The organism is Halomonas sp. hl-4, assembly GCF_900215475.1.
Lineage (GTDB): Bacteria > Pseudomonadota > Gammaproteobacteria > Pseudomonadales > Halomonadaceae > Vreelandella.
On record NZ_LT907845.1, the window covers coordinates 2596820 to 2623787 of the forward strand.

Consider the following 26968-nt stretch of genomic DNA (forward strand, 5'->3'; position numbering starts at 1 on the left):
CAGCGAGCAGCCACAGCGGGCGCTTAATTTGCCATGCGGGTTATTTTGCCGACGTTGGGCAGATTACGAATACGTTTCATGATGCGGGCGAGGTGAACACGGCCCTTCACCGAAAGCGTGAGATTCACCGTGGCTAGGCGGGCGTCGCGCTCTTCGATGCTAATGCGCTCAATGTTGGCATCGGCATCAGTGACCAGCCCGGCAAGCTCGGCGACCAACCCCCGGCGGCTTTCAATTTCAATACGTAGGGCCACTGGAAAGTCTTCGTCGATATGCTCTGACCATTCCAGCGCAAAGACTTTATCCGGGTCGTCTCTATCGGCCAGATTTTTACATTCTGCCCGGTGGACCACCAAGCCTTTGCCCATAGACAAGTGTCCAACAACAGTATCCCCAGGCAGCGGATGACAACAGCGGGCATAGTTAATCACCATGCCTTCGCCGCCGCTTATCATCACCGCTTTATGGCTGGTGCCCTCGTTGACCAGTTCGCTTGGATGACCGTCTGACACGTCCACCAAACGTCGCGCGACCACATGGGCAACACGGTTGCCTAATCCTAATGATTCCAAAAGCGCCTCTTCGGAGGCTACATCGAGTTGGTCAAATGCGCGGGTTAAAACCGTTGGATCCAGCTCTTCCAGGCTGGTATTGAACGGTGCCAACGCTTTGTTTAGCAGTCGCCGGCCGAGCATCACCGCTTCGGTTTGCTGCTGGTGCTTGAGCGCATGGCGAATTGCCGAGCGTGCCTTGGCGGTGGTCACGAAGTTCAGCCAAGACAAGTTGGGGCGTGCCCCTGGCGCGGTGATGATCTCCAGCGTCTGGCCGCTTTCCAGACGCGTGGAAAGCGGCGCCAGATGCCGATCTATCCGGCAGGCAATGCAGTTATTGCCGATATCGGTATGCACCGTGTAGGCAAAATCGATAACCGTCGCCCCCTGGGGCAACTCCATGATGTCGCCTTTGGGAGTGAATACGTAGATATCGTCGGGAAACAGGTCGTTTTTGACGTGCTCGATAAACTCGAGGGAATCGCCCGCGTGACGCTGCATCTCGAGTAGCCCTTTCACCCAGGCGCGCGCCCGTGCATGGCTACCCTCGGCTATCGGGTGCGAGGTTTGCCCGGCTTTATACAGCCAGTGCGCGGCAATGCCGTTGTTGGCCATGGCTTCCATTTCCCGGGTGCGAATCTGCACCTCAATGGGCATGCCCCGGGCACCAAACAATGTGGTGTGCAGGCTCTGGTAGCCGTTGGCCTTGGGAATGGCGATGTAATCTTTAAAGCGCCCTGGCACCGGCTTATACAGGTTATGCACAACGCCCAAAATACGATAGCAGCTGGCGACATCTTCGGTGATGATCCGAAAACCGAACACATCCATGATTTCGACAAACGGCTTACGCTGGTCACGCATCTTGCGGTAAATCGACAACAGATGCTTTTGACGGCCGACCACCGTGCCGCTCAGCGCTTCGTCATCAACGCTTTTTTGTAGCGTGGCCTGGACTTCACGCATCGCGCTACGCCGGTGCCCCCGGGCATTAGAAACGGCACGCTTGATGCGTTCCGAGCGCATCGGGTGAATCGCCTGAAAGGAAAGGTCTTCAAGCTCAACGCGAATGGTGTTAATACCTAGCCGACCGGCGATGCGGGCGTAGATTTCAAGTGTCTCGCGGGCGATGCGGCGCTTTTTATCGGGGCGCAGCGCTCCCAAGGTGCGCATGTTATGCAGACGGTCGGCCAGCTTGACGATTATCACGCGGATATCCCGCGACATCGCCAACACCATCTTTTGGAAGTTTTCTGCCTGGGCGACGGCTTTATCTTCAAAGGTGATCTGGGTCAGTTTGGAGACCCCGTCTACCAATTCGGCGACCGGCTCACCGAACTGTGCACCCAGCGCTTTTTTGGACACGCCAGTGTCTTCAATCACATCGTGCAGCATGGCGGCCATCAGGCTTTGATGGTCCATGTGCATGTTCGCCAGAATATTGGCCACCGCCAGCGGATGGGTAACGTAAGGCTCGCCGGAGCGACGCCGCTGGCCGTCGTGGGCCTGTTCGGCGTAATAAAAGGCGCGTTTGACCTGTTGGATCTCGTCGGGAGGTAAGTAGCCGCCGAGTCGGTCGGCCAGGTCGTCAATGGTAAACATTCACCGCGCCTCTAATCGGTCGTGAACCTAGTCGTCGATTTGTGCGCTGGGAGCCATCGCTGGACGAGCGCGAACAGGCGCTTCAACTGGTTCGTCCAGTACCGTGTGATCAACTAAACCCGCAGCAATTTCGCGCAGCGCCAAAACAGTGGGTTTGTCATTTTCCCAAGCAAGCTGGGAATCGCGGGTGCCCCGCGCCAGCTGACGGGCACGCTGGGTGGAGATCATTACGAGTTTGAAACGATTTTCGACATGATCAAGACAGTCTTCAACGGTGACGCGAGCCATGGGTGCCTTCCTGTAATAACGACGCTGGATCGTCTCCGTAAGGGGTCAAACGGGCCGATCCAGCTAAAGAGGGTAGTAGAACCGTGTAGATTACTCGACGCCGGGCGCCTGTGACAAGAGCGTTGCCAGTAAGGGCGCGTGGCGTTCGCTCATTAACGGACGCGCTAAGCGACGGCTAATGACTAGCGACTGCAATTCCTGAAGGGCGGTGGTGAAGTCATCGTTGACCACCAGGTAGTCGTATTCGTCATAGTGTGACATTTCGCTGATCGCATCACGCATGCGCCGCGCAATGATGGCATGCTCGTCGGTGCCACGGCTAGCAAGGCGACGTTCAAGCTCACTGCGCGACGGCGGCAGGATGAAAATCGATACCGCCTCGGGCATTTGTTCACGCACTTGGCGCGCGCCCTGCCAATCAATCTCAAGGATCACATCCTGGCCGGCATCGAGTATCGTTTGTGCCGCCTGGCGCGACGTGCCGTAGTAATTATCGAAAACCTTGGCATACTCAAAAAACTCGCCGCACTCAATCATCGCCTCAAAGGTAGCCGCATCGGTGAAGTGGTAATTGACGCCATCGACCTCGCCTTCGCGCCTGGCACGCGTGGTGTGCGATACCGACACCTGAATACCATCGAGGCTATCGATCAGCTCGCGTACCAGGCTGGTTTTACCCGCCCCCGATGGGGCAGAAACGATAAACAGTGTACCTTGGGACATACGCGCTTCCCTTGTTGGCGAAGTAAACTCGTGCGATCAGAGCGTGTAGGAAAGGGCCGCAGTATCGCACACACGTCGCGACGACTGTAGCGTTTCGCGGAACAGGGAGGTCACGATGCGAAGCACATTGCTGATACTGGCGCTGATAGCGTTAGGCGTGGCCCTACACAAAGACCTGATCGAGATCCCACGCCACTGGGCACCGTGGGCGCCGCTGTATGTCGACGACCCGATCACCCCGGTCACCTCACTAAAACTTCGTCGCCTGGAAAATGACCGTGACGGCTGCCTGGCAGCGCTGGATAGCGTGCCAGATGAGGCGGTGCGCTATTCCCCTCTGGCAGACTACATCCCCGTCGAGAATTGCCCACTTGAAAATGTGGTGCGCCTGCAAAGCAGCGGCGTGGCGTTTAATCAGTCGTTTGTGGCCAGTTGCCCCCTGGCGTTGGCCTGGGTGATGTTCGAGCGCCATGCGCTGCAGCCCAGCGCCGAAAACATTCTCGGCACCCAAGTGCGCCAGGTGGATCACGTTGGCAGTTTTGCCTGCCGCAATGTGTATGGCCGCGAGAGCGGGCGACGCAGCGAGCATGCCACCGCCGAAGCGCTGGACGTGATTGGCTTTCGGTTGGCAAACGGCGAGCGTATCACCCTGCTTGAAGACTGGGGAGACGAGGGGCCAACGGGGGACTTCCTACGTGACATCCGCGACGATGCCTGTGATTTTTTTGGCAATACGCTAAGCCCCGACTACAACGCCGCGCATGCCGACCATTTTCACTTCGGTATGCGCGGCTTCCGCCTCTGCCGTTAATGTGCGGCAGCCACTCGGGTCGGCGGGTAACGCGTCTCTAACCAGCGCCCGAAAGCAAACAGTACGAGTCCACACAGCGCCAAGCCGGTGCCCACCAAACCAGTACTCGACCAGCTAAAGCCCGCGCTAATGACGAGCCCTGCAAGCCACGCGCCTAACGCATTGGCGCCGTTGAACGCCGCGTGATTGAGCGAGGCGGCCATAGTTTGGGCATCTTCTGCAACATCCATCAAGCGGGTTTGCAGCGCGGGGGCAAGTGCCATGCTGGTACCCACCAAGCCAACAAACAACAGGCCGGTCCAGACGTTATTGGCAGCAAAATAAAATAGCCCCTGAATCACCGCGCACCACACCAGGGTGGCGGGAATCGCCCGCATCAAATTCTTGTCCGCCGCGCGGCCGCCTATCAGGTTACCGGCGATCGAGCCCAGGCCGAAGATCACCAGCACCAGCGGCCCCAGTGCCTCACTCATCCCCGCCTGCTGGGTCAGCGTCGGCATTACGTAGCTAAAGATCGCGAACATGCCACCGCAGCCGATACAGGCGATGGCCACCGTCACCAGCACGCGCTGTTTGACCAACGCCGAGAGTTCGCGAAGCGGGCTTGCCTTTGCATCGAACGGCTGCACCGGCACCCACAGGCGAATCAACAATGCGGTGAGCAGTGCAATCCCGCCCACTGCGGAAAAAGCCACCTGCCAGCCAAACAGGTTTCCCGCCCAGGTGCCCAGCGGCGCGCCGAGCAAAATCGCCACCGTCAGGCCCATCATCACCCGGGCAATCGCCCGCGCCCGCTGGTCAATCGGCACCGCCCCAGCAGCCACAAGCGCCGCCACGCCAAAATAAGCCCCGTGGGGCAGCCCGGCAATAAAACGCAAACCCACAAACGACCAGAAGCCCGGCGCCATCGCACTGGCAATATTGCCCAGCGCAAATACCAGCATCAGCGCAATCAACAGCGCGCGCTTGGGCACCCGCGCCGCCAGCGCTGAAATCAGCGGCGCACCGACCACGACGCCCAGGGCGTAGCTGCTAATTGCATAGCCCACCTGAGGCACGGTGACGGCCAAATCCCCCGCCACGCGGTTCATCAGGCCCATAATCACAAACTCGCTGGTACCGATACCGAAGCCACCCAGCGCCAACACAAATTCGGCCAGCCGTGGGTTACGCGCCAGCCCTTGAGACGACGGTGCTGTCGAATCCTGCATGCTTAACTCCTTGGGATACCGCCCGGTTGGTATCACGATGGCGCAAATGATCGCAGGATTAGACGAAAGTAGAAACCCGCCTGTGCTTAAAAAGTTAGCGGGCGAACTCAATCGTTACGATGGGCTGAATAGGAAACGGTGGGGTGAGGTATTTGGCGGTCAGGCGCTAGGGGGTTCCACTGAAAGCAAACGCTCACGCAGCTCACGGCTACGCGGTACCAAGCCGGTTTGCAGGCCCAACGGGCGGAATACTTGGTTGAGTAGAGCCACGGTAGGGCTTGCTTTATCGGCTTCCAGATCAGACAAGGAGCGGCGACTGATACCCACCAGCGCGGCATATTGGGTCTGCGACATGCCCAGCACCTCACGCCGCAGTTGACGCAACACCTGCCCTGCGCTGATTTCTTCCCGCAGTAGCTGGGTCAATAGCGACGTCAGCAGCGCCTCGCGCTCAATGCTAGAGAGTTCTTTGCGCTTCATATCAGCCCCCAGCGCTGCAGTTTATCGTCCAGGTAGTCGAACCCTAACGCATTCGACACTAGTAGCACTTCCGGCACGCCCCGCACAGCAAGCCGCTCTTTTAGTCCGACTAATTGACTCCCAAGCGCTTTTAGCTCTGCCATCAGTTGTTCCGGGGGCACATAGCCATTTAAGCGCTCCGCAATGGCTGCCCAGTTGAATTCACGCCCCTCCTCAAACGGCGCCCCCCAGGTGGTGGTACGCACAACCCCCTCCGGGTCAGCCTTCATAGGCGCAAAATCGTAGACTGGGGCCAACCAGATACCCTGAGGCGTTTTCAGCAGCGCGCTATTGCGGCCGTGGTTATCGCTGTTGGCAAAAGCGACATTGAGCAGATCGCGTTTCACCCACTCGCTTACAAAGCTCGCCGTATCAAACTGGCCTCCCGACTCGCGAACGCGGAATTGCTGGCTCAACCGGCCAACCAGTGCCTCAATCACGGCAAAATGGTTTAACAAACTTCCCGGCTCGCTCTCCATAATTGAATAAACAGACTCCAACCCATAAAGCGTGCGCTCTCCCCCCTGAAAATCAACATCAAAGCGGGGCAACCACAGCGATGGATAGCGTTCACCTTCTATTAACCGCATCCCTTGCGTCTCGATGGTCGCTATGCCCAGCGACGCTAGCTCGTGATAGAAGTGGTACTCCGCACGCAGGATGTTGTTATCAAGCTCGGTACGCTGGCCGCGAGGAAATTTCACCAGATAGTGCTGATCGGTATTCGCCGCATCATCCTGGTAGGTATCGATCCAGACCTGATCGTCTGGCGAACAGCGCAGCAGTAGCTTAGGCGCTTCGCCGCCGGCCCCGGTCGCGCCGCCACCGGCGGCGCCCATCTGCTGCGCATAGGCAAGAAAATCACTATCCCGATCCACTACATCAGCTAGGGCAAAGCGTTGCTGCTCTAGCGTGTTGCCTACAGGACGCTCGGGAAGCGCTTGTTTAATACGCAAATTACCTACCGGTGCAATCGTCCCTTTAGCCAATAGGATGTAATCTTGTTCAGCCTCGCTAAGCGCCGATATCCCCAACTGCGTGACCCAGTAACGGCGGCTGGCCCCAGAAGGCATGATATCGTCTAAAAAAGCGAACCAGCGTGGCGATTGGTGAGTATTCATTAGCTCAATGGGCAAACGCAGGCTGCAAGCATGCTCGTCATCGCGATCTAGCCATTCAAGGGCATAATCGGTGATATAGCCCAAACGCGCAGGCCCACGGCGACCCTGCTCTGGAGATTCAATCACCAGCTCGGCAGCATCGTGCCACTGGCCATGATGAAATGCCTGGATGGTTAGCAACGTGGGCCACCTTAATTGAGCAGTTAATAACTGAGCAGCTTAATGCTCAATAGTGTAGTCCAAGGCACAATAATGTGCATTTTAATACTCAAAAATACCTAAAAACCCAATTAATGAGCAGTAAACTACTCATTTTAGCCAGGAGCCGCCATGACACCTGATAACGAGTCCTTTGACATGATTGAGCATGCCATGGCAGCCCTCGCCAAGGCCGACCCGGATATTGCCCGCGCTTATCCGCTAGTGGGCGCCCCTGCCCCACGCCAGCGCGACCAGGGTTTTGCGACATTTTTCTCCACCATCGTTAGCCAACAACTCTCCACCGAAGCGGCCCGTGCGATTATGGGCCGCGTTAATACGCTGCTGCCGGAATTACATGCCAAAGCGGTAATGGAGGTTGAGAGCCAAGCACTACGCGATGCCGGGCTTTCCTGGCGCAAGATTGAGTACGCCAAGGGGCTCGCAGAAGCGGAGCTGGCAGGCACCTTTAGCGCCGATGGGCTTGAACAGCTAAGCGACGACGACGCCATTGCCGCGATTACCCAGCTGCGCGGCTTTGGCCGCTGGAGCGCCGAAATTTATCTGATGTTCTCGTTGAAGCGCCCGGACATTTTCCCCGCCGATGACCTCGCCCTACGGGTGGCCTTAGGCCGCCTAAAGGGCATGGACGACAAACCCACGCCCAAGCAGGCGCGCCAGCTAGTGGAACCCTGGGCGCCCTGGCGCAGCGTGGGCTCGCTGTTTCTATGGCACTACTATCGCGGTGAACCACTGTAGCGCGCCTTCAGGCTACGCTATGCATTCACCCCCGTTATTGTTGAGGAATAACTCCATGGCCAATCTCGCCCCTGCCTACCGCGCCAAACCGGGCTCGCCGCTTTTTGTTGACGGTACTTTCTACAATCAAATTGCCAACGCGACAGGCCAGCGCAGACTGGTAGAAACCATAGAAGTACCGATTCGCGACGCACGTGCCTGGAAAGTGCCCGCCGGTCACGTAATGCGCATCTGCACCCGCCAAGGTCCCCAGGTAGGCGATTTCAACCTGTGGTCGCTGCATAACCCACGGGAACGCTTCTGGGCCTCGCGTACGCGCCAGCTACAGCGCGCCCACGTCAGCGTCCACGACCGCCTTTGGTCCTCGCTACCCTATCTTCGGCCCATGGCGACCATCACCGCCGACACGCTCGAGCACTACGGCGTCGACGAAGATGGCGGGCGTGTTCACGATCTGCTGGGGACACGCTGCGACCCCTACGTGAACCACCTGCTGACCGGTGAGGATTTCGACTTCCACTGCCACTCCAACTTGACCCGTGCTGTGGCGCCTTTCGGGCTCACCGAATTGGATATCCACGATGTGCTCAACGTCTTCCAGTGCACCGGCCTGAACGAACAGGACCAGTACTTCATGAAAGCCTGCCCGGCAAGAGAAGGGGATTATCTGGAGCTGTTTGCCGAAATCGACCTGCTCTGTGCGCTTTCCTGCTGCCCGGGCGGCGATCTCTCGGTGGATCTATGGGGCAGCGACGCCACCGACGACGATCTGCTGGCGACCTGCCACCCTATCGGCATCGAGATCTACGCGCTCGATGACTCGCTGTTAAAAGGCTGGTCGCCGCCACAATCACCTGACTATCTCGGCAACCACGGCGTGCGCCCGCCCGAAGAAGATTGGAGCGCCAAACGCCGCCGATGCTGCTGACGCGCCTGTCATGGATCGAGGCCACCGAATTTGCCGTTTTGATAATCCTCCACCGCCTGGACAATCTCTTCGCGGTTCGTCATCACGAACGGGCCGTGGGAGTAGACAGGTTCGTCTATTACGTCTCCGTGACCAAACAGCAGCCGCGCGTCGCTGCTGGCTTCGATCATTAAGCTATCGCCTGCGCGGTCTACTTCGATCAAGTGGTGCGGCTGAACAGGTTCTCCGCTCACCTCAACGTTGCCTTCCACCACATAAAGAAATACCTGCCGCCCTGGCGCTACCGGTAGCTGTTCCCGCGACCCGGCAGGCAGCCGCAGCGTCGACATGAAAACGCCGGTCAGCGTGTCGATGGGGCCTGTTTGCGTTTGCCACTGCCCGGCGATCAGGTTCAGTTCGCCGCCGCCCGGCAACGCGATGGCGGATATGTCCTGCTGCTGCAGGCCCACGTAGCGCGGCGCGCTCATCTTTAACCGCGCCGGCAGGTTGACCCACAGCTGGAGGATCTCCAGCGGGCCACCTTCGCGCATAAACTCGGGCGGCGACACTTCCGCATGCACGATACCGCTGCCCGCCGTCATCCACTGGACGCCGCCCGCGTGGATCACGCTTTGATGGCTGGCGCTGTCCGCGTGGGCCAGCGAGCCTTCCAGAATGAAGGTGACCGTCTCGAAGCCGCGGTGCGGGTGCGGGCCGAACGGCAACCCACCGTTATTGGCCGGATACGTCTGGGGGCCGTGATGGTTAAGAAACAGAAACGGATCGAGCTGCTCAAGCTGCGGCCCCGGCAATGGCCGCCGGGTGACCAGATCGCCGATATCGTCGCGCCTGGCCGGGTGCTGGGCAATGACACGACGCGCTTGCTGAGTGCTATCTGAGGACATAACCATCTCCTTATCAATATGTCCCAGCGTAAAACCTACAGCAGCGGATGAGGAGCGAATAATTTGCCCCGCTTCGTTGAAGGAAATTGGTAGAAGCCGGTTATGGCGCGCGAACGTCCAGTCGCCCCACCACCTCCAGCCCATCCGCGGCCGGGCGCACGACCAGCATCTCGCCCGAGCCCACGCCGCGCCCGGCCAGCGCCGTGATATTCACCTGGTGCGTTACCAGCAGCATGTTGCCCGATGCTTGCCAGGCGGCTATCCGATCGCGGGCGGTTTGGGTGATGGCTTCCCGATCACCGCGCCCGCGAAAGAACGAATCCAGCCACGGCGCAGGCTCGACGTCGCCCAGCTGCATAAGCTCGGCGGTATCCAGCGCCCGACACCAGCTCGACGAATACACCGCGCCGATAGGAATATCCCGCTCGCGAAATGCCTCACCAATCGCCCGCGCCTGGGCACGCCCCTCCTCAGATAGGTTGCGCTGGGTCTCGCAGCGATCCCGTTCGAACTCTGGCGGGTCACCAAGGCCCGGCGCTAGCGCATGGCGCATCAGAATCACCAGGCCGCCTTCCCCAAGCGACTGCCAGGTGGTGTCGTTGGCCTGGGCGCTGAGGGGAAGCATGCCCAGCGCACCGAGCAGCAGGGTTAACGTGAGGTAACGTAGGGTTGGCATGGGGAGATATCCAAGCAGATTGGAAGCTACGTTCAGCTTATCGCAGCCGGCTGATCGCGGGTAGCGGCTCAGTCAACGCCTTCGCCGCCGTCAGCTCGATGTGGCCATCAAACTCTCCAATTCGCGCTTATTTTTCTGCCGCCAGCCGCTGGAGGCGTGCGGCTTGCTCCGAGAGTGCGGCGCGCAGCCCGGGCGGGTCGATGATCTCGAAGTCGAAGGGCTGGTGGGCCAACTGGCGGGCAAACCAGGTCAGGCAATCGGTGCGGGCATGCAGCATCACGCCGTTACCCTCGGGTGTGAATACGCCGATACTGCTCCCCAATTCCGCAATGGCGCTGGCCAGGTCGCTATACAACCGCACGCTGACGGCCGTCGCCCTGGGCAGGCTGGCGATGCTTTGGGTCAGATGCTCGGCGGGGTCGAAGTCAGTTGGACGCTCGAAGCTGGCCTCGAGTAGTGTGGCCTCGGTGATGCGGTCCAGGCGAAAGCTACGCAGGTCGCGGCGCAAATGGCACCAACCGCTGACATACCAGCGCCCCTCACGATAAACCAGGCCGTAGGGGTTGAGCACACGATCACTATGCTGTGCTCGGTCGTCCCGGTAGGCGAGCCGGGCCCGTTGCCGTGCCTGGGTGGCAGTCGCGAACAGGATCAGCAAGCGTTCGTCGCACGGGGCTTGTGGCGGGGGTAACTCCAGTCGAGCGCTTTCGCTCAGGGCATGCGCCTGCTCTTTTAGCCTGGCGGGCATAACCCGCTCCAGCTTGGTCTGCGCGGTTTCAAGCGCCGGGGTTGTATCGGCGATTCCCAGCCCCTGAGCGGCGAGCAGCCCCAGTGAGACGGCCAGCGCCTCTTCGCTGCTGAACATCAGCGGAGGTAGCTTGAAGCCTGGCATCAAACGATAGCCTCCTTGCCGCCCGCGTTCGCTGGTCACGGGAATGCCGAGCTCTTCCAGCGCCTGGATGTAGCGCCGCAGCGTGCGTCGATCGACACCCAACCGTTCGGCCAGCTCCCGGCCGTTCATATGGCGGTGGGTCTGCAGTAGTTCCAGGAGCGTCAGAACGCGGACGGTGGGGTTAACCACAAGTGGCATTTTCCTTGTTTTAATAGGACGCAATTTACCCTATTTAGCCACTATCTTGCTGGCAAGGCCAGGCGCAAAGGGCGCTGGCTTATACCGTCAGACTCAGTGAGGAGAATCGGCATGTACCTATCGGCACAGGATATAGCAGGGCTTGAAGGCGTGAGGAAGGTGCATTTACTCAATGCCAATGCCGTGCGCATCAACAAGTCGCTGGGGGATGCCGTCGGTATGACCCAGCTCGGGATACATCAGATCAGTGTGCCACCCGGCCACTTTTCCACCGAGTACCACTGCCATCGCTACGAGGAGGAGGCCGTCTACGTGCTCTCTGGGACCGGCATGGCCACGCTAGGTGACCGCAAGCAGCCGATCCGCCCAGGCGACTTCATCGGCTACCCCATCAACGGCGTGGCTCATGAGATGTACAACGACGGCGATGAACCGCTGGTATGCCTGGTGGTGGGGCAGCGGTTGGCCCAGGACGTATGCGACTACCCGCGCTCGGACAAGCGGCTATATATCAACAGTGGTGAACAAACCCTGGTCGACCATGCCGATATCGAGCATATACCTCATTAGCGTTGGCATCGAGTGGCTGTGGGCAGGGCGCCAAGCCGTAATACGGCCCTGGTATAAAGCTAGCGAGCCCCTTACATTTTGAATTTTCTTAAACTGCAGGATAAAACCTATCAGGAAAGCCAGCTAGACTAGGCCATTGTCAGCCCTGGAACTAGGCACCGGCTTTGCCTTTGTGGAGCGCCAGCAGCGCATCCGTTTTGATGACGAAGATTTCTACCTTATAAACTGTTTATTCTATATTCTGAATCTGAATATTGATCAAAAATAAATATTATTTAAATATCAATATTTTATAATAAATTTAATGTCATAATTACAAATCCACTACCCAATTTACTACCCACTTGGCGAAAGCAGCACCCTCCAGAGGGACTCTGCTAAACGCTGTCAAACTGCAAGAAAGAGCCTTCGGCATGGCTTCATCTCTCGCCAGCACTTTCGTCTACATAGTCCTCACGTTCGTGAACTCTAATCTTTTCTTCCATCCGCTTGCGCATTGTTTGACCTATATCAGCGCGTCGCATCTTCAATTTTTCGAGGATCGGCTCTATTTTTTCCACACGTTTTTTGACTAGCTTGTCGTACTCATCTATTGATCCACTATCCAGCGATAAGCTATCCAACTCGCCGAATCTCTCTTCATAGCGGCAGCGATGGTCAATTTCTTCAGCCAGGACGCTCAGCAACCCATCCACCGCATCACAATATACTTGCTCGGCTTGCTGAGCAGTTACTTGATACTTTTTTAAGCTATCATTGAAAGATTCTCGTTCTCTTTTTAACTTTGCTGCGTCTTTTCTTTGGTCTTCGACTGCATTGCTGATGAGTTGGCTAAGGGTTTGAACCTTGGAATACCCGGTTCTTTTGGACAAGGCATCTAGCTGTTTCAGGGTGACAATCGGCAGTTGAAAAGAGACCTGCTTACCATTTTGTCTTCGGTACTGGTGCGTTTGCCAAGCGCCCTTCATCAGTCGGCTGGTCTCTCGATTCTCTATCTCGTTTGGAAGCTCCATCAACCTTTCAGCCACAGCTTGGTTATTTCTTGTGCTGAGGATATGAGACCACGAAACGGGCAACGTACCCTTGGTAGATCTGCGTGCTATGTAACCGCAAATCCATTCCAACTGACCATGATCATTCGTATCTATCCATCGAAATGGTGGAGCCATGAACTGTACCTAAAGGGGGAAGAATTCATAAAAATGAGAAGGGTAACTTGCCCTACCTCTAAAGAGACAAACAGCCGTTTTTTTCTCAATTACATTGTGTTTATACACTGTGTTATCACAATGTGTATACACTTCGTACAGATACGGTGTGTTAACACAATGTGTAAATAATCCTATTTCCTATAGGTCTGAATTGCCTTTCATTGCTTGAGAAAGCGTGTATATTGCTTCTATGAATACCACGCTGCTTACCTACGAAAACGTCATTTTGACGCCCGAAGCTCGCTGGCTACTAATGCAATGGGCCACGCAAATTGGCCTTGATCAGCCTGTCGAATGCTCTCCACAAACCCTCTTTGCTCGGCTGGGTTTAACCTATCGGCAAGGTCGGCGCGCGTGGCAAGTACTCACCTGCAAGCGGGGTAAGCAACAAGAGCAATTTGTTGAGATAGAGCGCTTGCCGAGAAAGGGGCCTGGGCGACCTAATTCGCGCTACCGTTTATCAGCCAAGCTTGTGAAGGCACTGGCGAAGTCCACATTGCCCATCAGCAAGTGCCATGCAGAAGAAATAACCACACTGGCAAAAACGTCACGGTTGTGTGGCACTGAGGAAAAAATTGATTTGCGTGAGGGGAGCCGTCGTCGCAGCACTGGCTTGACGCTTCCTAATCGCTGGTTGCTAATGGTGTTATTGGCTCATGCTGATGCGCCTGGGGTCGTGACTCGCCTTAGTGTACCGGCTCTACGTCGTTTGACGGGTATGACAAGTTTTCGCATCACTAACCAGTTAAAGAAACTGAGCGATTTGGGGCTCATTGCTCACCATCAGCCAGGGCGATACTCTCCCAAGGCAGGTGTTCGTAGGACATCTTTCTATTTGCTTGGCCTAACGCACCCAGTGCTCGGAAAACGTGAAAGAACACCGACAACCATTGTATCGTCGCCCTCAAGCACTAATCCCAAACAGACGGAGTTAGTAAGCGGGATTGTAGATGCGGTGATGACTTTCGGAGTATGTAGGCAGCAAATCGACTTATTATTAAAGGAGTACGATGCCATCAAGGCATCCCAAAGTATCGCGTCAGACGGCACTACACAGGAATCAAAACTAGGGCATGACGCTAATCGCGAGGCCAAAAGCTTCCAAGAAAAATACGACAACCTCAATGGTGTTCTTAAGCACGCGTTAGCCTTGCTGCCAATCACACGTTACCTAAATGGAGGTATTCCGACGCTGCTTAAATTCTACGAAGCAGAGGATGCTGACTGGCTGCTGACAAGCATACATATCGATGCTTGCCTTCTACTTTCCTCCGCCTGGGGAGATGTGAAAAAAGGGCAACTAGGCCCAAACCAGCCCTGTCATGACATTATTGTAAATACAGCTCAACGTTTAGGTTTGAAGCCTGAGTACATAATTGAAAAGAGTGTTGAACCCAGCACCCATGAAAACCATGAATGCGTTCAGGATACAGACAACTTCTCTATAGCCGATTCGACTGCAGAACGAGCCTCTTATCATCCTTTGGCAGTTCTGTCATATGCCTTGTCTCATCACTTAGCCAAAAATCTGCAAAAACCATTTTCAGTCACGAAACAATTCGAAGTAGAAGCCATCACCTATATGCTTATTCCTGATTTCTCAAAAGTTTCAGAATGCCAACACCAACCTGAATATCAGCTACGTGGTTATGGTTTTGGCGTCAGCAGGGCTGATACAAAACTGTTAAGAGTTTTTTTCAAAGACCCAGTCGACGAGGATCTAAAAACCTATTGGCGAACGCATCACCTGGATTGTCTTTCAGCCATCAGCAGTGAGCCGGATAATTCAACGCCTGACACTCCGGTGCCTGCCGACCAATAGGCCTCGCGTCGCTAGCGCTACTCTCTAATTAAAAAATACTCAGCTTCCTCATGTCATGAACGAATAACAGGAGTTCGTCATGAGCATGAAGCTGATCCGCATCAAAGACGTCATGGAACGCACAGGGCTGGCTAGATCGACAATCTACAAGTACATCAGCCTTGGGCAGTTTCCTCAGCCAATCAAGCTGGGCACACGGGCCGTTGCCTGGGTCGAAAGTGAAATCGATGTTTGGATAAACGACAGCATTAAGCGTAGAGATGGCGATGCTGCTTAAAATCAACTTATTTAGCTTTTGCTAATTTAATTGAAGAGCTGTTTGTCTAGACTCTATCCCTCACTAACCCCAGCGCCCACCTGCATCCGTCGATCTATCATCAACCTTTCTGACCCTTGTTTAATTACTATTAGCTAATCAAAGGGTAATGGGAGGGGCAACAAGCCCCGTACCTAAGCAGTCGTCCAAGAGCTAAGCATCAATACACCACCAAGGCATTGAATCCAGCACCTGCTGGAGGATTCGTCGTGCCTGTAACAAACGCCCATGCCTCAGAAACCATGGGCCAGCACACCTACCCAGGAGCTCAAAATGTTAAACACTAATCTGCACTCAACCCATATCCCAGTGTTCAACGGGCTAAACATTCAAGAGGAGTTCCTGCCAATGTGCAGTGAATACCTGCAGGCCCTTTACGACACAATGCATAAGGCCCTGAGTGATTACCCACGCGTGTTAGCTGTCCGGATTGATCCTGTCATCCCTAAGAAAATAAGCGACATGATGGCGCTTGAAGACCATAAAGGATTGATTGCGAGGTTTATTGCTTCACTCAAAGCCATCATCAAGCACGACCTGGAACAGAAGCGTCGAAATGGCTGGGTGCCTGATACCAAAGCTCGCTATGTATGGTGCCGCGAGATCGGCATAAACGGTAAGCCGCACTATCACTTTCTTCTCCTGCTGAACCATGGCGCTTATCACATGCCAGGCAAGGCCTGCTCCGGCAATGAAAACCTGATCAGCCGCATCTCACGCGCTTGGCATAGTGCGCTAGGGGTCACTTGGAATCCTCAAGTGCCATCTATTCACGTGCCTAAAAATTCGTTCTATTGGATCAAACGGGATGATGTGAATAGCTTTCAGGAGGCGTTCTATCGCGCCTCTTACCTTTGCAAAGCTGATACGAAGCAGTATGGATTAGGTTTACGGGCGTTTGGTACCAGTCGTAACTAAAAGCCTCATCATGTTCATTGAGCAAGATTGCTAGGCATCGCTTTGCCCACATGCCCCCACACCGCTAAACTCGGCTCACTATTTTGTGGGGGCTAGGTATCCGCCATGCCCACGATTACTGCCATACATGGAATCATCAATGAGCCACACCGTTACGCTGCAACAGCTGGAATCCTTCCTATGGGAAGCCGCCGATATCCTGCGCGGCAATATGGATGCATCCGAGTACAAGGATTACATCTTCGGCATGATGTTCTTGAAGCGCCTGTCGGATGCCTTCGAGGAAGCCTAGGAATCGGTGGTTGCGTATTACCTCGGCAAAGGCAAAAGCGAGGCCCAGGCGCGTGAGCTGGCCGATGATGAAGACGAGTACGATAAAACTTTCTACATCCCGCCTGTCGCTCGCTGGGGTGCCATCAAAGACCTGAAACACGATATTGGCGCGGAGCTGAACAAAGCCACCGAAGCCATTGAAGAGCACAACGCCACGCTGGAAGGCGTGCTGGTGTCCATCGACTTCAACATCAAGAACAAGCTCTCTGATAAGAAGCTGCGGGATCTGCTCAGCCATTTCAGCCGCTACCGGTTACGCAACCAAGATTTCGAGCGGCCTGACCTGCTGGGCACGGCCTACGAATACCTGATTAAGATGTTCGCCGACAGCGCCGGTAAAAAAGGCGGCGAGTTCTATACGCCTTCTGAAGTGGTGCAGCTGCTGGTATCGCTGCTCAAGCCTCACGCGGGCATGCGCATATACGACCCCACGGCGGGGTCGGGCGGTATGCTGGTGCAAACCCGCAATCATCTAGCCGTCAATGGCGAGAACCCGGCCAACCTTTCACTGTTTGGCCAGGAGATGAACCTGAACACCTGGGCCATCTGCAAGATGAACATGTTCTTGCATGGTGTTTACAGTGCCGATATTCGCAAGGGCGACACGCTAGGCGACCCGCAGCACACCCAAGGCGGTGAGCTGATGACCTTCGACCGGGTACTGGCCAATCCGCCGTTCAGCTTGAAGAAGTGGGGCAAGGAAGAAGCCGATAACGACCCTTATGGCCGCTACCCCTACGGCACGCCGCCCAAAGATTCCGGCGACCTGGCCTTTGTGCAGCATATGATCGCCAGCCTGAATGCCGAGGGCATAATGGGCGTGGTCATGCCTCACGGTGTCTTATTCCGAGGTGCCGACAAAGCCATTCGCAAGGGCATTTTGAAAGACGACCTGGTTGAAGCCGTAATTGGCCTGCCACCAGGGCTGTTCTATGGTGCTGGCATAGCCGCGAGCCTGCTGATCATCAACAAGCAAAAACCAGCCGGACGCAAAGGCAAAGTGCTGTTTATCAACAGCGAACTGGAGTTTGAAGAAGGTAAAAACCAGAACAAGCTGCGCCCGCAGGATATCGAGAAGATCGTCAGCACGTTCGATAACTTCATGGAGATCAAGCGATACTCCAAGATCATCACCCTGGCGGAGATTGCAGAGTACGACTACAACCTGAACATCCGCCGCTACGCGGATACCAGCCCGCCTCCCGAAATCTTCGATGTGCGTGCCATCCTCCACGGCGGCATCCCCGTGCGGGAAGTGGAAAGCGAATATATCCGCGAAGAAATCCTGATGGCGTTTGACGTTAGCTGCGTATTTGATCGCCGCGATGAGGCTTACTACGACTTCAAGTCCGCTATTGATAGCAAGGAGCAGCTGCGCGACATCATCCATCAAGAAGCCCCTGACGCTGAAAACAGCGCCGCTATTATCAGCCAGCTAGAACGCTGGTGGGATAAGTACAAGCTCTCGCTGCATGAATTGGATGCCGAAGTAACCGAAGCCGAAAGCGTGATGAAGGGTTACCTGAAGGAGCTGGGGTATGAGTAATACGGTTCCTGAGGGTTGGGCAATCCACCCACTTGACGATAAGGTGGATATTCTGTCGGGTTTTCCATTTAAATCATCACTATTCTGCGATGACCCCTCAAAAATGGGCATTATCCGCATTCGTGATCTTGTGAAACAAAGCGTGGAAACTTTTTACTCCGGAGATTTTGACGACGCATACGTGATTCGCAAAGGCGACATCCTTATTGGGATGGACGGCGATTTCAACATAGTGAAATGGAAAACAAAGAACGCGCTTCTTAATCAGCGGATCTGCAAAGTAAAAGCATCTAAAAGTGGCGGGTTCGATAGTGACTTTCTTTTCTACTCCCTAGTGGATGATCTTGATTCCATTCACGCGGCAACTGGCGCTACCACGGTGAAGCACCTGTCGGTAAAGGATATTAAAGGCATAGAGAAGTCTTATCCCCCTCTCCCCGAACAAGAAAAAATCGCCGCCATCCTGTCATCCGTCGATGAGGTGATTGAAAAAACACTCGCCCAGATCGACAAACTGAAAGACCTGAAAACCGGCATGATGCAGGAGCTGCTGACCAAAGGAATTGGGCAGGGCGGCGTTCCACACACTGAGTTTAAAGACTCGCCGGTGGGGCAGATACCACTGAGTTGGGGCGTTGTGCCGCTCATCAATGTTGTATCCAAGATAGTCGATTGCGAGCATAAAACAGCACCGTATGTTGACAGTTCAGAATACCTCGTAGTACGAACCTCTAACGTGAGAAGTGGCCAGTTAATTCAAGAGGACATGAAGTTCACAACTAAAGACGGATTCGAACAGTGGACTCAGAGAGCCTTACCAACTGAAGGTGATGTGCTTTTTACACGGGAAGCTCCGGCCGGTGAGTCCTGCATGGTGCCAACAGGTTTAAAAGTCTGCATGGGTCAAAGAATGGTTCTCCTTCGGCCTAATAAAGAAAAAATTTATCCATGCTTTTTTTCTTTATTTTTAATATCTGAAGCTGCGCAACAGGCCATTTATGAACTCTCTATAGGTACAACGGTAAGTCGGATCAATATTGAAGACATCAAACGAATACCGTGCCTTGTGCCTCCATTAGGAGAACAAGTCGAAATTTACAGCTCGGTTCAAGCAATTCAGACGCTTATTACCGTCAAAGAGCAAATGCTAGAGTCAACGAAATCTAATAAAAAAGCCCTGATGCAAGACCTGCTAACAGGCAAAGTCCGCGTTAATGTAGAGGCCCGCGAGCTAGCCGAAGCCTGATGCACAAATAAGGGCACGGCATCGTACATTGCGTATCGATGCCGCCTTCCTAGGTCTCCACCTGCACACTGGTTTCAATCAGGTTCTCAACCTCGGAGTAGATATCCACCTCGCTATCCGGCACGTCGATACTGACGATCAGGCTAAAACGAACGCGGTTTTGCCAGCGCTCTTCCCCAGCACGGTATTTCCACCAGCCACCCACGGGATACACCGCCAGCGTGTGCATATTGGCGAGATCCGCCGCTGTGCCTGTCCAGGTATCGGAGTGCAGCGAGCCTCGGGTTCTAATTTGGGAGCCTAGTAGCCAACCACTGCTATCACCTTCGACACCTTGGTAGTCCTCGACAGCATCTTTGGCCACGCGGTTAATCGCAGCACGAAAGTTTTCCAAAGATTGACTAGGACGAATGACATTGAAACGCAGCCCGTGGGATTGATAGCTGTAACGCTGGCGGTAGCCTCTGCGGCCAGGGTTTGGCTCAATAAAGTACGAAAGTGTCACTCGTAATTTAATATCCAATTCTGGCGGCAGTTTGACTAACTCTTCCACGGGCCAGGGCAGCTGATAAAGCTGCATTTCGTTCAGTTTCGGATCGTCAGAAGCCTTGCCGCTCGGCTTGTTGAAGGGCTGCAGGGTATCCTGAACAATCAACGTCAAGGCGTTGTTCGCGCTATACCTTGCGCGCTCTAAGCTCGGAACTCCGTGGCCTACGCATCGCAGCATCGTCCTGGCAGCATTGGAGGGCGTTTGGTCTTTTTGCAGCAAGCCAAAGCGCTCCCACATCCTGGGTGTCCATTCCGCCGAATGAACAATCAGCCCGCGTATTGTCTCTGGCCAGTAATCAGTATATTCCGCCATTAACAGTGCAGCCTGCCTGGAAACCAGCGCACAGGCAGCACTGGTATCTTTGGTAGTCTCGAATAGCTGCCCGCTGGTTCTGCCGGAGGTGGTTAATAGCGATACCACGTCAGCATCGGACACTTCCTTGCCGTCAGATGACAACAAACGATTACCGCCTTCAGCGACTACATCAGGTTTATAGGGCGCTTGCTTTTTCCAGCCCCAATTAACGGATGACCGACTAGCGGGCGCAACATCACCTGATTTGGCAAAGGGTGCCCAGCCTGCAAAGCTTGGGTCGTCGTTGGTTGTTTTTTCTGTGTAAGCACCAACGGTTAAGGCGTTCCATGCTTGGGCCGGGTCTTCAATGTCTGCGAGATGTACCTGATCCCATACATCTACGGTCGCGTATAACGATTGGTTGTTACCAGCCGAGATCACAAACAGCCTTTGTAAGTCGTCTTCCAGCCCGAAGGCGAACTGATCAATTTCGGCAGACCAGGACGAAGGCTGCCCGCTTATCGAGTCAGCAGGCGAGGTCACAGCTAGCGAATAAACACGGGAAGTCTCGGGGTTATTAATTTCAAGCTTCGAAGCGGTGCCTACGGTAATAGCGCCATAAAGTTCAGGATCGTTATTGCCAACTGGTGGGAGTATGCGGCCAGACTCAACTCTATAAGCGAGCAAAATCTCGTGGGTAGCGAGTAACGACTTATCTAGCTCACCTAATGATGCCAGCCCCGCTTGCCTGGAACCATGGTCGTTATACGGTGCAAGGGGGTAGGTAGGCTGGTAGTCATCATAGAGAGGCCAACTGGGCTCCCACGCTTGTGCCAGCTGCTGAGTAGTCACCTGGCTTAATAGTGGATGATGGAAATTGACCCCTGTATCCAGCACCGTAATAGCGGTTGTGGTATTTTCATTTAGCCGTATCCGGTCTGCTAACTCACTGGCCCACTCGTGCTGCTCCTTGGCAGGCATGGAAATGAACGCATTCGGAGTCTGCTTGGCGCGACGCAACTCTTCAAGGTTGGCGATCAGCTCGGGGGCTGATTCAAGCTGTTCAACGGACGCTTTAATGAGGATAACGAAACTATCAAAGAAGCTAAGCGAGGTGTTGCTTAGCTCAGCGGCAAGCCGCTCCGCAAGCTGTGCGGCCACTTCGCTAGCAGATAGATCTGTCGCCCGCTTTTTCAGCCACAGTTCCCACCACACAGGCTGGTCTGCTGATTCGGGGAATAGCTCTTGGGCATCTGTCCAGAAAGAGCGTAAATCTGCCAGCTTAACCTCAGCAATACTGTCGATAAGGGCTTGATTAGCAGGTTTACCCTTCGCTCTATCTTTATTGAGATACTCATGAACCTTTTTTTGAAAAGCGTCTCGCTGAGGGTCAGGGATAAACACCGTTGCTACTTCCCTTCCATCCACTTTACGGCATGACCGAAGCTTAAAAGCACGATTATCGAGCTTATCAAGTGGAAGCTCGACATCCGCAAACCCTACGATTTCAACGTAAATACCCGTTTCGTCAGTAATGGGAGCCAGTGTCTTAGACTGGCGAGCCTGGTGCCTAGCAAGTGCATCGGAGTATTGCTGCCTTAAAGCGATACCGTGTGCATTCCGATCTCTACGAGGGACACCGGCACCTCTAACTTGATTACGGGACTGAAAATCTTCGTTGCGGCCGATACCGCTTAGCAGTAGATGCGGTTTCCGATCCGCCATGAAGCACCCTTATCCTTTATTGTTTTCCGTTTTGCCGACGTTGCACGGCCTTGGTAATCATTTCGGTGGTGATGTTGGCATCGTGGTGCAAGACCGCTTCTTTGGCAGCGTCTTCACAGGCTCGGGTGACGTCTGCTGAGCTTAGCCCGCAGGCACCACGGGTGATTTCGTCCCAGCTTAGATGCCCAGTCTCAAACGCTGAGAGGCGATTTTCGACCAGCTGCTTGATTTGCGCCTGACCCGGTTTTTCGAACTGAATAATGTCGTCAAAACGCCGGTAAAGTGCTTTATCCAACAGCTCTGGGTGATTGGTCGCCGCCAAAATGATGCTTTCAGAGGTGTCCTGCTCAACGAACATAAGGAACGAGTTCAACACGCGACGTATTTCGCCAACGTCGTTTGTCGCGCCCCGCTGTGTGCCAATCGCGTCAAATTCGTCAAAGAGGTATACCGCTCGCGTTTGCTTGATGTGATCAAAAATCAGCCGAAGCTTAGCGGCAGTCTCGCCCATAAAGCGGGTGATCAAGTTATCCAGAACGATGGTGTACAGCGGTAGCTTAAGCTCCGAAGCTAGTACCGCTGCCGATAGGGTTTTACCCGTGCCCGGCGAGCCGGTAAATAATAGCTTGCGCCTTGGGGAAAGGCCAAACTGAGCCAAGCGACTTTTTTGCCGCTGCTCCAATAATACCTTATCCAGCCGCTCACTTACCTCACCCGAGAGCACTAGCTCGTTTTTGCGAGCGGTTGAGTGCGTCAGCTCCAAAAGCCCTTTCAAATCGCCTTTGGGGTGCTGGGCAAGCGGAGTCGGTTTAGCAGGCGCAACGGTCAGGCTTTTCGAGGCTTTCTGCGAGCGCTCGATGGTTTCCTTGATTTCGCTGGCCAGCTTGTGGTGCCCCTTACGGGCTTCTTTGGCAGCGACTTGCAAGGCAATAGAGTAGAACCGCTGATCATCGTGATCAGCGTGGCTCTTCAATAATGCTTTTATCTGCTCTGCCGTCGCCATAAATTACCGGATGCGTCTGTGGAAAATGCCCAAGATGGACTGACCTTTTGATGAAATAAAGTATAACGCGTTCACTGAGGCGCTTCACAACTACTTGCGACGAGATGCCGATGCTTAGGTCGTAAACGGCTGAACCGTTAGCGATAAGCATGCTAGGCTGAGCAAAAAGCATTACAAAGGATACTTACCTTGTTTCAGGATGAAGTCGAAAAGGTCGAGCTGCCCGCCATTGCCCAACTCCAGCAACTGGGGTGGCGCTATCTTCCTGGGGCAAGCCTGTCCCCTATGCTGCCTATTGATGGTGCTCCTTCTATCGGTGAGCGCGGCTTCTATCGTGATGTCGTGCTGGTCAAACAGTTAGAAGCCGCCCTGCGGCGCTTGAACCCCTGGATCAGTGAAGAAAACCTGCGCAAGGTACTGCGAGAGATTACTCATCCCCACCATGCGGGCCTGATGGAGTACAACCACGCCATCTACCAACAGCTGGTCAACTGTCTCTCGGTAGAGCAGGACGTGGGTAAAGGGCGAAAGGGCCAGACGGTCAAAATCATCGACTTCGACCAGCCTGATAACAACGACTTTCTCTGCACCAACCAACTCAAGATTGAAGGCATCAACCAGAACATCATCCCGGATATCATTTGCTTCGTAAACGGCCTGCCGTTGGTGGTGATTGAGTGCAAATCGCCCTATATTTCCGACGCCCTGGCGCAAGGTATTGACCAGTTACGGCGTTACGCCAACTTGCGCTACACCGAAGATGATGAAGGTGCTCAAAAGCTGTTCTGGTACAACCAACTGATGGTCTCCACCTGCCGCGACCAAGCCAGGGTCGGCACAATTAGCTCCAGCGCTCAACATTACGGCGATTGGAAAGATGCTTACCCGTTTAGCGATGCGGATATTCATCAGTTACTCAGTTCCACTCAGGTCATCAAAACGCCTAAGCCTTCATCCACTGCGTATGAAGTTAACGATGTGCCTTCCCCCGCTTACCTGCTAGAAGCACAACGTATTGCAGCTGGCGATCCGCTTCACAGCACTATTACCGCCCAAGAGCGGCTACTCGCAGGGCTTTTCTCACCGGCTAACTTTCTCGATGTACTGCAGAACTTCACGCTGTTTGAAACCGTGGATGGTCGGCTGATCAAAAAAATCGCCCGCTATCAGCAGTACCGGGCGGTTAATAAAGTCATTGAGCGCCTAAAAACTGGTCGGGACCGGAAGGAAAAGTCAGGGGTAGTGTGGCACACCCAAGGGTCGGGCAAATCGCTGACTATGGTGATGCTCGCGGTAAAGATGCGCCGCGACCCAGATTTACAGCAATACAAACTGGTGTTCGTCACCGATCGCACACAGCTGGATAGCCAGCTTTCGGCCACGTTCCGCGATGCGCAGAATGAAACCGTGCACAACGCTAGTTCCGTTGCCAAATTAAAAACCCTGTTACAGCGCGATTCATCCGATATTGTCACCGCCATGGTGCAGAAATTTCAGGATGCCGAAGCCGAGGGCGACTTCAGCAACCTGAACCCCAGCGATAAAGTGATCGTATGGCAGATGAGGCCCACCGCACCCAGTTCGGTAACCTTGCGTCCACTATCAACACGGCGCTACCTAATGCGCCCAAGATCGGCTTTACCGGCACGCCGTTGCTGAAAACGCAGAAAATGAGCCAGGCGTTTGGTGGCTATATCGATCAATACAAAATCAACGAGGCTGTAGCCGATGGGGCCACGGTGCGTATTCTCTACGAAGGCCGTCAGGTAGTCACCGATGTGGTGGGTGATTCGTTGGATGCGCTGTTTGAGGAGTATTTCGGCGACTACAGCAGCGATGAAAAAATAGAGATTAAGAGGAAGTACGGGGTGGAGCGTGCGATACGCGAAGCACCGGCCCGTATCCGCTGGGTATGCATCGACCTGCTTAACCACTACCGCGAACATATTCAGCCCAACGGCTTCAAAGCGATGATTGTGGTGGGGAGCCGCTATGCCGCCACCCTGTTCAAGAAAACCCTGGATGAGCTGGATGGACCACCGTCTGAAGTGATCGTATCCGGTAGCCACAACGACCCGGCTTACCTGGCGCAGTACACCGATAAAGCCCGCCAGAAACAGGTCATCGGCAACTTCACCAAGCCGTTAAGTGAAGACCCAACGGCTTTTTTGATCGTGAAGGATATGCTGCTCACCGGCTTTGATGCGCCCATTGCCCAAGCGATGTACATCGACCGCAGCCTGAAAGATCACACGCTGATGCAGGCCATTGCACGGGTAAACCGCACCTACAAAGGTAAACAAGCTGGCTTCATCGTCGATTACTACGGGTTATCCGACCAGCTCACCGAAGCGCTGGAGATGTTCAGTAATGACGACGCCGAAGGCACCTACCACAGCCTGAAAGACGAGATCCCCAAGCTGAAGGCAGCCCATACGCGGATAGCCAATCTATTTGCAGGGCTGAAAGAGAAGGATATCGACACCTACGTCCTGTTTCTTAAAGACGAAGACAAACGTCAGCAGTTTGAGATGGCCTATAAAGCCTTTGCCAAGCAGATGGATATCATTCTGCCAGATACAGCGGCCAAGCCGTTCGTGCCTGACCTGAAATTCTGGGGCAAAGTGCAAAACGCTGCGCGGAATCGCTACCGCGACCCAGGCCTTAACCTGGCGGATGTAGGTGAAAAAGTGCGCAAGCTGGTGGAAGACCACATCATCAGCACGGGGGTAGACCCCAAGATCCCGCCAGTGGATTTGATGGATGCCAACTTCAAGCAAACCGTGGAGCAGATCAAATCCCCAGAATCCAAGGCTTCCGAGATCGAAAGCGCGATTAAGCACCACATCACCGTCAACCTGGAAGAAGACCCCGAGTATTACAAATCGCTTAGCCTACGCCTGCGGGATATTATCGAGAAAACGGCAGGCAAGTGGGATCAGCAGCTCGAACTACTGCTGCAGATGGTCAGCACCATCGACACCGAGCATAAGCAGGAAGCCGATGCCTTGGGGCTGAGTGAAACCGAATTCGCGTTCTACAACATCCTGATGGCGGAGGTGACCCACCATGCTGGGGAAGACGCCATCAGCGAAGCGGTGCATGATGAGATCAAGGCCATCAGCCAGCACCTCGTCGATATGTTTGATGAAGCCACCCAGATCGTTGACTTCTTTGATAAGCAGGATCAGGTCAAACGCATGAAAAAAGAGATCAAGCGTGCCGTCCTGAATGGCTCCTTTGCGGATAAAGCCCTAGTAACCGTAGTGCAAGACCGTTTTATGGAACTGGCTCAAACCCGTTTCGGAAAAGCGAACCCATGACCGCCATGGCAAAAACAACCAAATACCGAGATGCCTCGGGTTTTATTGTCGAAATCATCCGTACTAATCGCCGCAAATCGGCGGATATTCGAGTGGAAGAAGGCGCCGTATCCATTGTGGTGCCCAGCGACACCACGCTAGAAAAGATCGACCAGCTGTTGGCTAGCAAGCGGCGCTGGATCAAAGAAAAAATGGCCTTACACCAGCAGGCTGCGCCTGCCAGTAGCCGAGAGTTTGTCTCCGGTGAAGCATTTCCATACCTGGGGCGCAACTACCGGCTCAAGATAGAAACCGGCGCCTTTGCTCCCGTAAAGCTGGTACACGGCAGGCTGCTAATCACACTACCCCAAAGTACCCAGCGCCAATCCATAGTGCGCAACGCCTTGGTACGCTGGTACAAACGCCAAGCCGAACAAAAAATAAAAGAAAAAGTGAAGCGCTTCGCCCCCATTGTGGGGGTATCGCCCATGGGCGTAGACATTCGCACGTTCAAATCACGCTGGGGCAGCTGCACCGCCAAGGGCAAGCTAGAGTTCAACTGGCAGATCATGATGGCCCCCAACCGCATGGTGGATTACATTGTGATGCACGAGCTCTGCCACCTGATACGACACGACCACTCACCTGAGTTTTGGAGTGAGCTAGAGCGTGTGATGGCGGACTACCCACAATGCCGAAAGTGGTTGAGGGAAAATGCAGAAAGGGTGAAGTTTTAATAACACTTACGACAAAAGGGAATCACATTGAGCT

22 protein-coding genes and 2 pseudogenes are annotated in these 26968 nt (G+C 54.5%); 12 read left to right on the top strand and 12 right to left on the bottom strand.

Features of this window, described 5'->3' with window-relative positions:
• Nucleotides 1-23 precede the first annotated feature (23 nt).
• The 3 genes from CPH17_RS12290 to gmk all read right to left on the bottom strand — a co-directional run bounded on the left by CPH17_RS12290 (nucleotide 24) and on the right by gmk (nucleotide 3164).
• Complete coding sequence (locus CPH17_RS12290; RefSeq protein ID WP_074398187.1) at nucleotides 24-2153, bottom strand: RelA/SpoT family protein; 2130 nt, start codon at nucleotides 2151-2153, stop codon at nucleotides 24-26.
• A 27-nt stretch (nucleotides 2154-2180) separates the two neighbouring features.
• Complete coding sequence (gene rpoZ / locus CPH17_RS12295) at nucleotides 2181-2441, bottom strand: DNA-directed RNA polymerase subunit omega (protein WP_074398186.1); 261 nt, start codon at nucleotides 2439-2441, stop codon at nucleotides 2181-2183.
• 90 nt (nucleotides 2442-2531) lie between these two features.
• Nucleotides 2532-3164 carry a guanylate kinase gene (gene gmk, locus CPH17_RS12300; protein WP_074398184.1) on the bottom strand — a complete coding sequence of 211 codons (633 nt, stop codon included), beginning with the start codon at nucleotides 3162-3164 and terminating at the stop codon, nucleotides 2532-2534.
• Nucleotides 3165-3279: 115 nt separating this feature from the next.
• On the opposite strand from gmk, the gene CPH17_RS12305 reads away from it, so the two are divergent.
• On the top strand, nucleotides 3280-3975 hold the full coding sequence (locus CPH17_RS12305) for an extensin-like domain-containing protein (RefSeq protein ID WP_074398182.1): 696 nt from the start codon (nucleotides 3280-3282) through the stop codon (nucleotides 3973-3975).
• Here CPH17_RS12305 and CPH17_RS12310 read toward each other — a convergent pair.
• From CPH17_RS12310 to CPH17_RS12320, 3 genes are all read right to left on the bottom strand, one after another.
• Nucleotides 3972-5186 carry an MFS transporter gene (locus tag CPH17_RS12310; RefSeq protein ID WP_074398181.1) on the bottom strand — a complete coding sequence of 405 codons (1215 nt, stop codon included), beginning with the start codon at nucleotides 5184-5186 and terminating at the stop codon, nucleotides 3972-3974. The two genes, CPH17_RS12305 and CPH17_RS12310, sit on opposite strands and share 4 nt — an antisense overlap.
• A 159-nt stretch (nucleotides 5187-5345) precedes the next feature.
• Nucleotides 5346-5666, bottom strand: a complete 321-nt coding sequence (locus CPH17_RS12315; protein WP_074398179.1) for a helix-turn-helix transcriptional regulator — start codon at nucleotides 5664-5666, stop codon at nucleotides 5346-5348.
• Nucleotides 5663-7006 carry a type II toxin-antitoxin system HipA family toxin gene (locus tag CPH17_RS12320; RefSeq protein WP_074398177.1) on the bottom strand — a complete coding sequence of 448 codons (1344 nt, stop codon included), beginning with the start codon at nucleotides 7004-7006 and terminating at the stop codon, nucleotides 5663-5665. Before CPH17_RS12320 ends, CPH17_RS12315 begins: the two co-directional genes overlap by 4 nt.
• Before the next feature lie 150 nt (nucleotides 7007-7156).
• On the opposite strand from CPH17_RS12320, the gene CPH17_RS12325 reads away from it, so the two are divergent.
• The gene (locus CPH17_RS12325) at nucleotides 7157-7783 is read left to right on the top strand and encodes a DNA-3-methyladenine glycosylase family protein (protein WP_074398175.1); all 627 of its coding nucleotides are present in this window, start codon (nucleotides 7157-7159) and stop codon (nucleotides 7781-7783) included.
• Nucleotides 7784-7838: 55 nt separating this feature from the next.
• Entirely contained in the window at nucleotides 7839-8711 is an 873-nt protein-coding gene (locus CPH17_RS12330) for an urea carboxylase-associated family protein (protein WP_074398174.1), read from the top strand.
• A gap of 8 nt (nucleotides 8712-8719) precedes the next feature.
• Here CPH17_RS12330 and CPH17_RS12335 read toward each other — a convergent pair whose 3' ends face one another.
• The 3 genes from CPH17_RS12335 to CPH17_RS12345 all read right to left on the bottom strand — a co-directional run bounded on the left by CPH17_RS12335 (nucleotide 8720) and on the right by CPH17_RS12345 (nucleotide 11352).
• Nucleotides 8720-9595, bottom strand: coding sequence for a pirin family protein (locus CPH17_RS12335; protein ID WP_074398172.1), 876 nt, complete (start codon nucleotides 9593-9595; stop codon nucleotides 8720-8722).
• A 100-nt stretch (nucleotides 9596-9695) separates the two neighbouring features.
• Nucleotides 9696-10271, bottom strand: coding sequence for a histidine phosphatase family protein (locus CPH17_RS12340; protein ID WP_074398170.1), 576 nt, complete (start codon nucleotides 10269-10271; stop codon nucleotides 9696-9698).
• A 127-nt stretch (nucleotides 10272-10398) separates the two neighbouring features.
• Complete coding sequence (locus CPH17_RS12345) at nucleotides 10399-11352, bottom strand: helix-turn-helix transcriptional regulator (RefSeq protein WP_082934341.1); 954 nt, start codon at nucleotides 11350-11352, stop codon at nucleotides 10399-10401.
• 120 nt (nucleotides 11353-11472) lie between these two features.
• Here CPH17_RS12345 and CPH17_RS12350 point away from each other — a divergent pair, with 120 nt between their 5' ends.
• On the top strand, nucleotides 11473-11931 hold the full coding sequence (locus CPH17_RS12350) for a cupin domain-containing protein (protein ID WP_074398167.1): 459 nt from the start codon (nucleotides 11473-11475) through the stop codon (nucleotides 11929-11931).
• 419 nt (nucleotides 11932-12350) lie between these two features.
• On the opposite strand, the gene CPH17_RS12360 is transcribed toward CPH17_RS12350, so the two are convergent.
• Nucleotides 12351-13100: a hypothetical protein gene (locus CPH17_RS12360; RefSeq protein WP_096299696.1), complete on the bottom strand. Its 750-nt coding sequence runs from the start codon at nucleotides 13098-13100 to the stop codon at nucleotides 12351-12353.
• Nucleotides 13101-13332: 232 nt separating this feature from the next.
• On the opposite strand from CPH17_RS12360, the gene CPH17_RS12365 reads away from it, so the two are divergent.
• The 6 genes and pseudogenes from CPH17_RS12365 (at nucleotide 13333) to CPH17_RS12385 (ending at nucleotide 19323) form a co-directional block, all read left to right on the top strand.
• Nucleotides 13333-14964 carry a hypothetical protein gene (locus CPH17_RS12365; RefSeq protein ID WP_096299698.1) on the top strand — a complete coding sequence of 544 codons (1632 nt, stop codon included), beginning with the start codon at nucleotides 13333-13335 and terminating at the stop codon, nucleotides 14962-14964.
• A gap of 79 nt (nucleotides 14965-15043) precedes the next feature.
• Nucleotides 15044-15241: an AlpA family transcriptional regulator gene (locus tag CPH17_RS12370; RefSeq protein WP_197703489.1), complete on the top strand. Its 198-nt coding sequence runs from the start codon at nucleotides 15044-15046 to the stop codon at nucleotides 15239-15241.
• A 312-nt stretch (nucleotides 15242-15553) separates the two neighbouring features.
• Nucleotides 15554-16198, top strand: coding sequence for an inovirus Gp2 family protein (locus CPH17_RS12375; protein ID WP_157742959.1), 645 nt, complete (start codon nucleotides 15554-15556; stop codon nucleotides 16196-16198).
• Nucleotides 16199-16337: 139 nt separating this feature from the next.
• A pseudogene (locus CPH17_RS20275) lies at nucleotides 16338-16760 on the top strand (type I restriction-modification system subunit M N-terminal domain-containing protein); the annotation flags it as partial.
• A 57-nt stretch (nucleotides 16761-16817) separates the two neighbouring features.
• Complete coding sequence (locus tag CPH17_RS12380; RefSeq protein WP_269457739.1) at nucleotides 16818-18077, top strand: N-6 DNA methylase; 1260 nt, start codon at nucleotides 16818-16820, stop codon at nucleotides 18075-18077.
• Nucleotides 18070-19323, top strand: coding sequence for a restriction endonuclease subunit S (locus tag CPH17_RS12385; protein WP_096299703.1), 1254 nt, complete (start codon nucleotides 18070-18072; stop codon nucleotides 19321-19323). Before CPH17_RS12380 ends, CPH17_RS12385 begins: the two co-directional genes overlap by 8 nt.
• Nucleotides 19324-19372: 49 nt before the next feature.
• Here CPH17_RS12385 and CPH17_RS12390 read toward each other — a convergent pair whose 3' ends face one another.
• Nucleotides 19373-21892, bottom strand: a complete 2520-nt coding sequence (locus tag CPH17_RS12390; RefSeq protein ID WP_096299705.1) for a S8 family peptidase — start codon at nucleotides 21890-21892, stop codon at nucleotides 19373-19375.
• A 16-nt stretch (nucleotides 21893-21908) separates the two neighbouring features.
• On the bottom strand, nucleotides 21909-22895 hold the full coding sequence (locus CPH17_RS12395) for an AAA family ATPase (protein WP_096299707.1): 987 nt from the start codon (nucleotides 22893-22895) through the stop codon (nucleotides 21909-21911).
• 251 nt (nucleotides 22896-23146) lie between these two features.
• Between CPH17_RS12395 and CPH17_RS20525 the strand changes: the two are divergent.
• Together CPH17_RS20525 and CPH17_RS12405 are read left to right on the top strand one after the other, a co-directional pair.
• Nucleotides 23147-26215 (top strand): annotated as a pseudogene (locus CPH17_RS20525) (type I restriction endonuclease); the annotation flags it as partial.
• A complete protein-coding gene (locus CPH17_RS12405) occupies nucleotides 26215-26934 on the top strand; it encodes a M48 family metallopeptidase (RefSeq protein WP_096299709.1) in 720 nt (239 codons plus the stop codon). The pseudogene CPH17_RS20525 and the gene CPH17_RS12405, both read left to right, overlap by 1 nt.
• Nucleotides 26935-26968 lie beyond the last annotated feature (34 nt).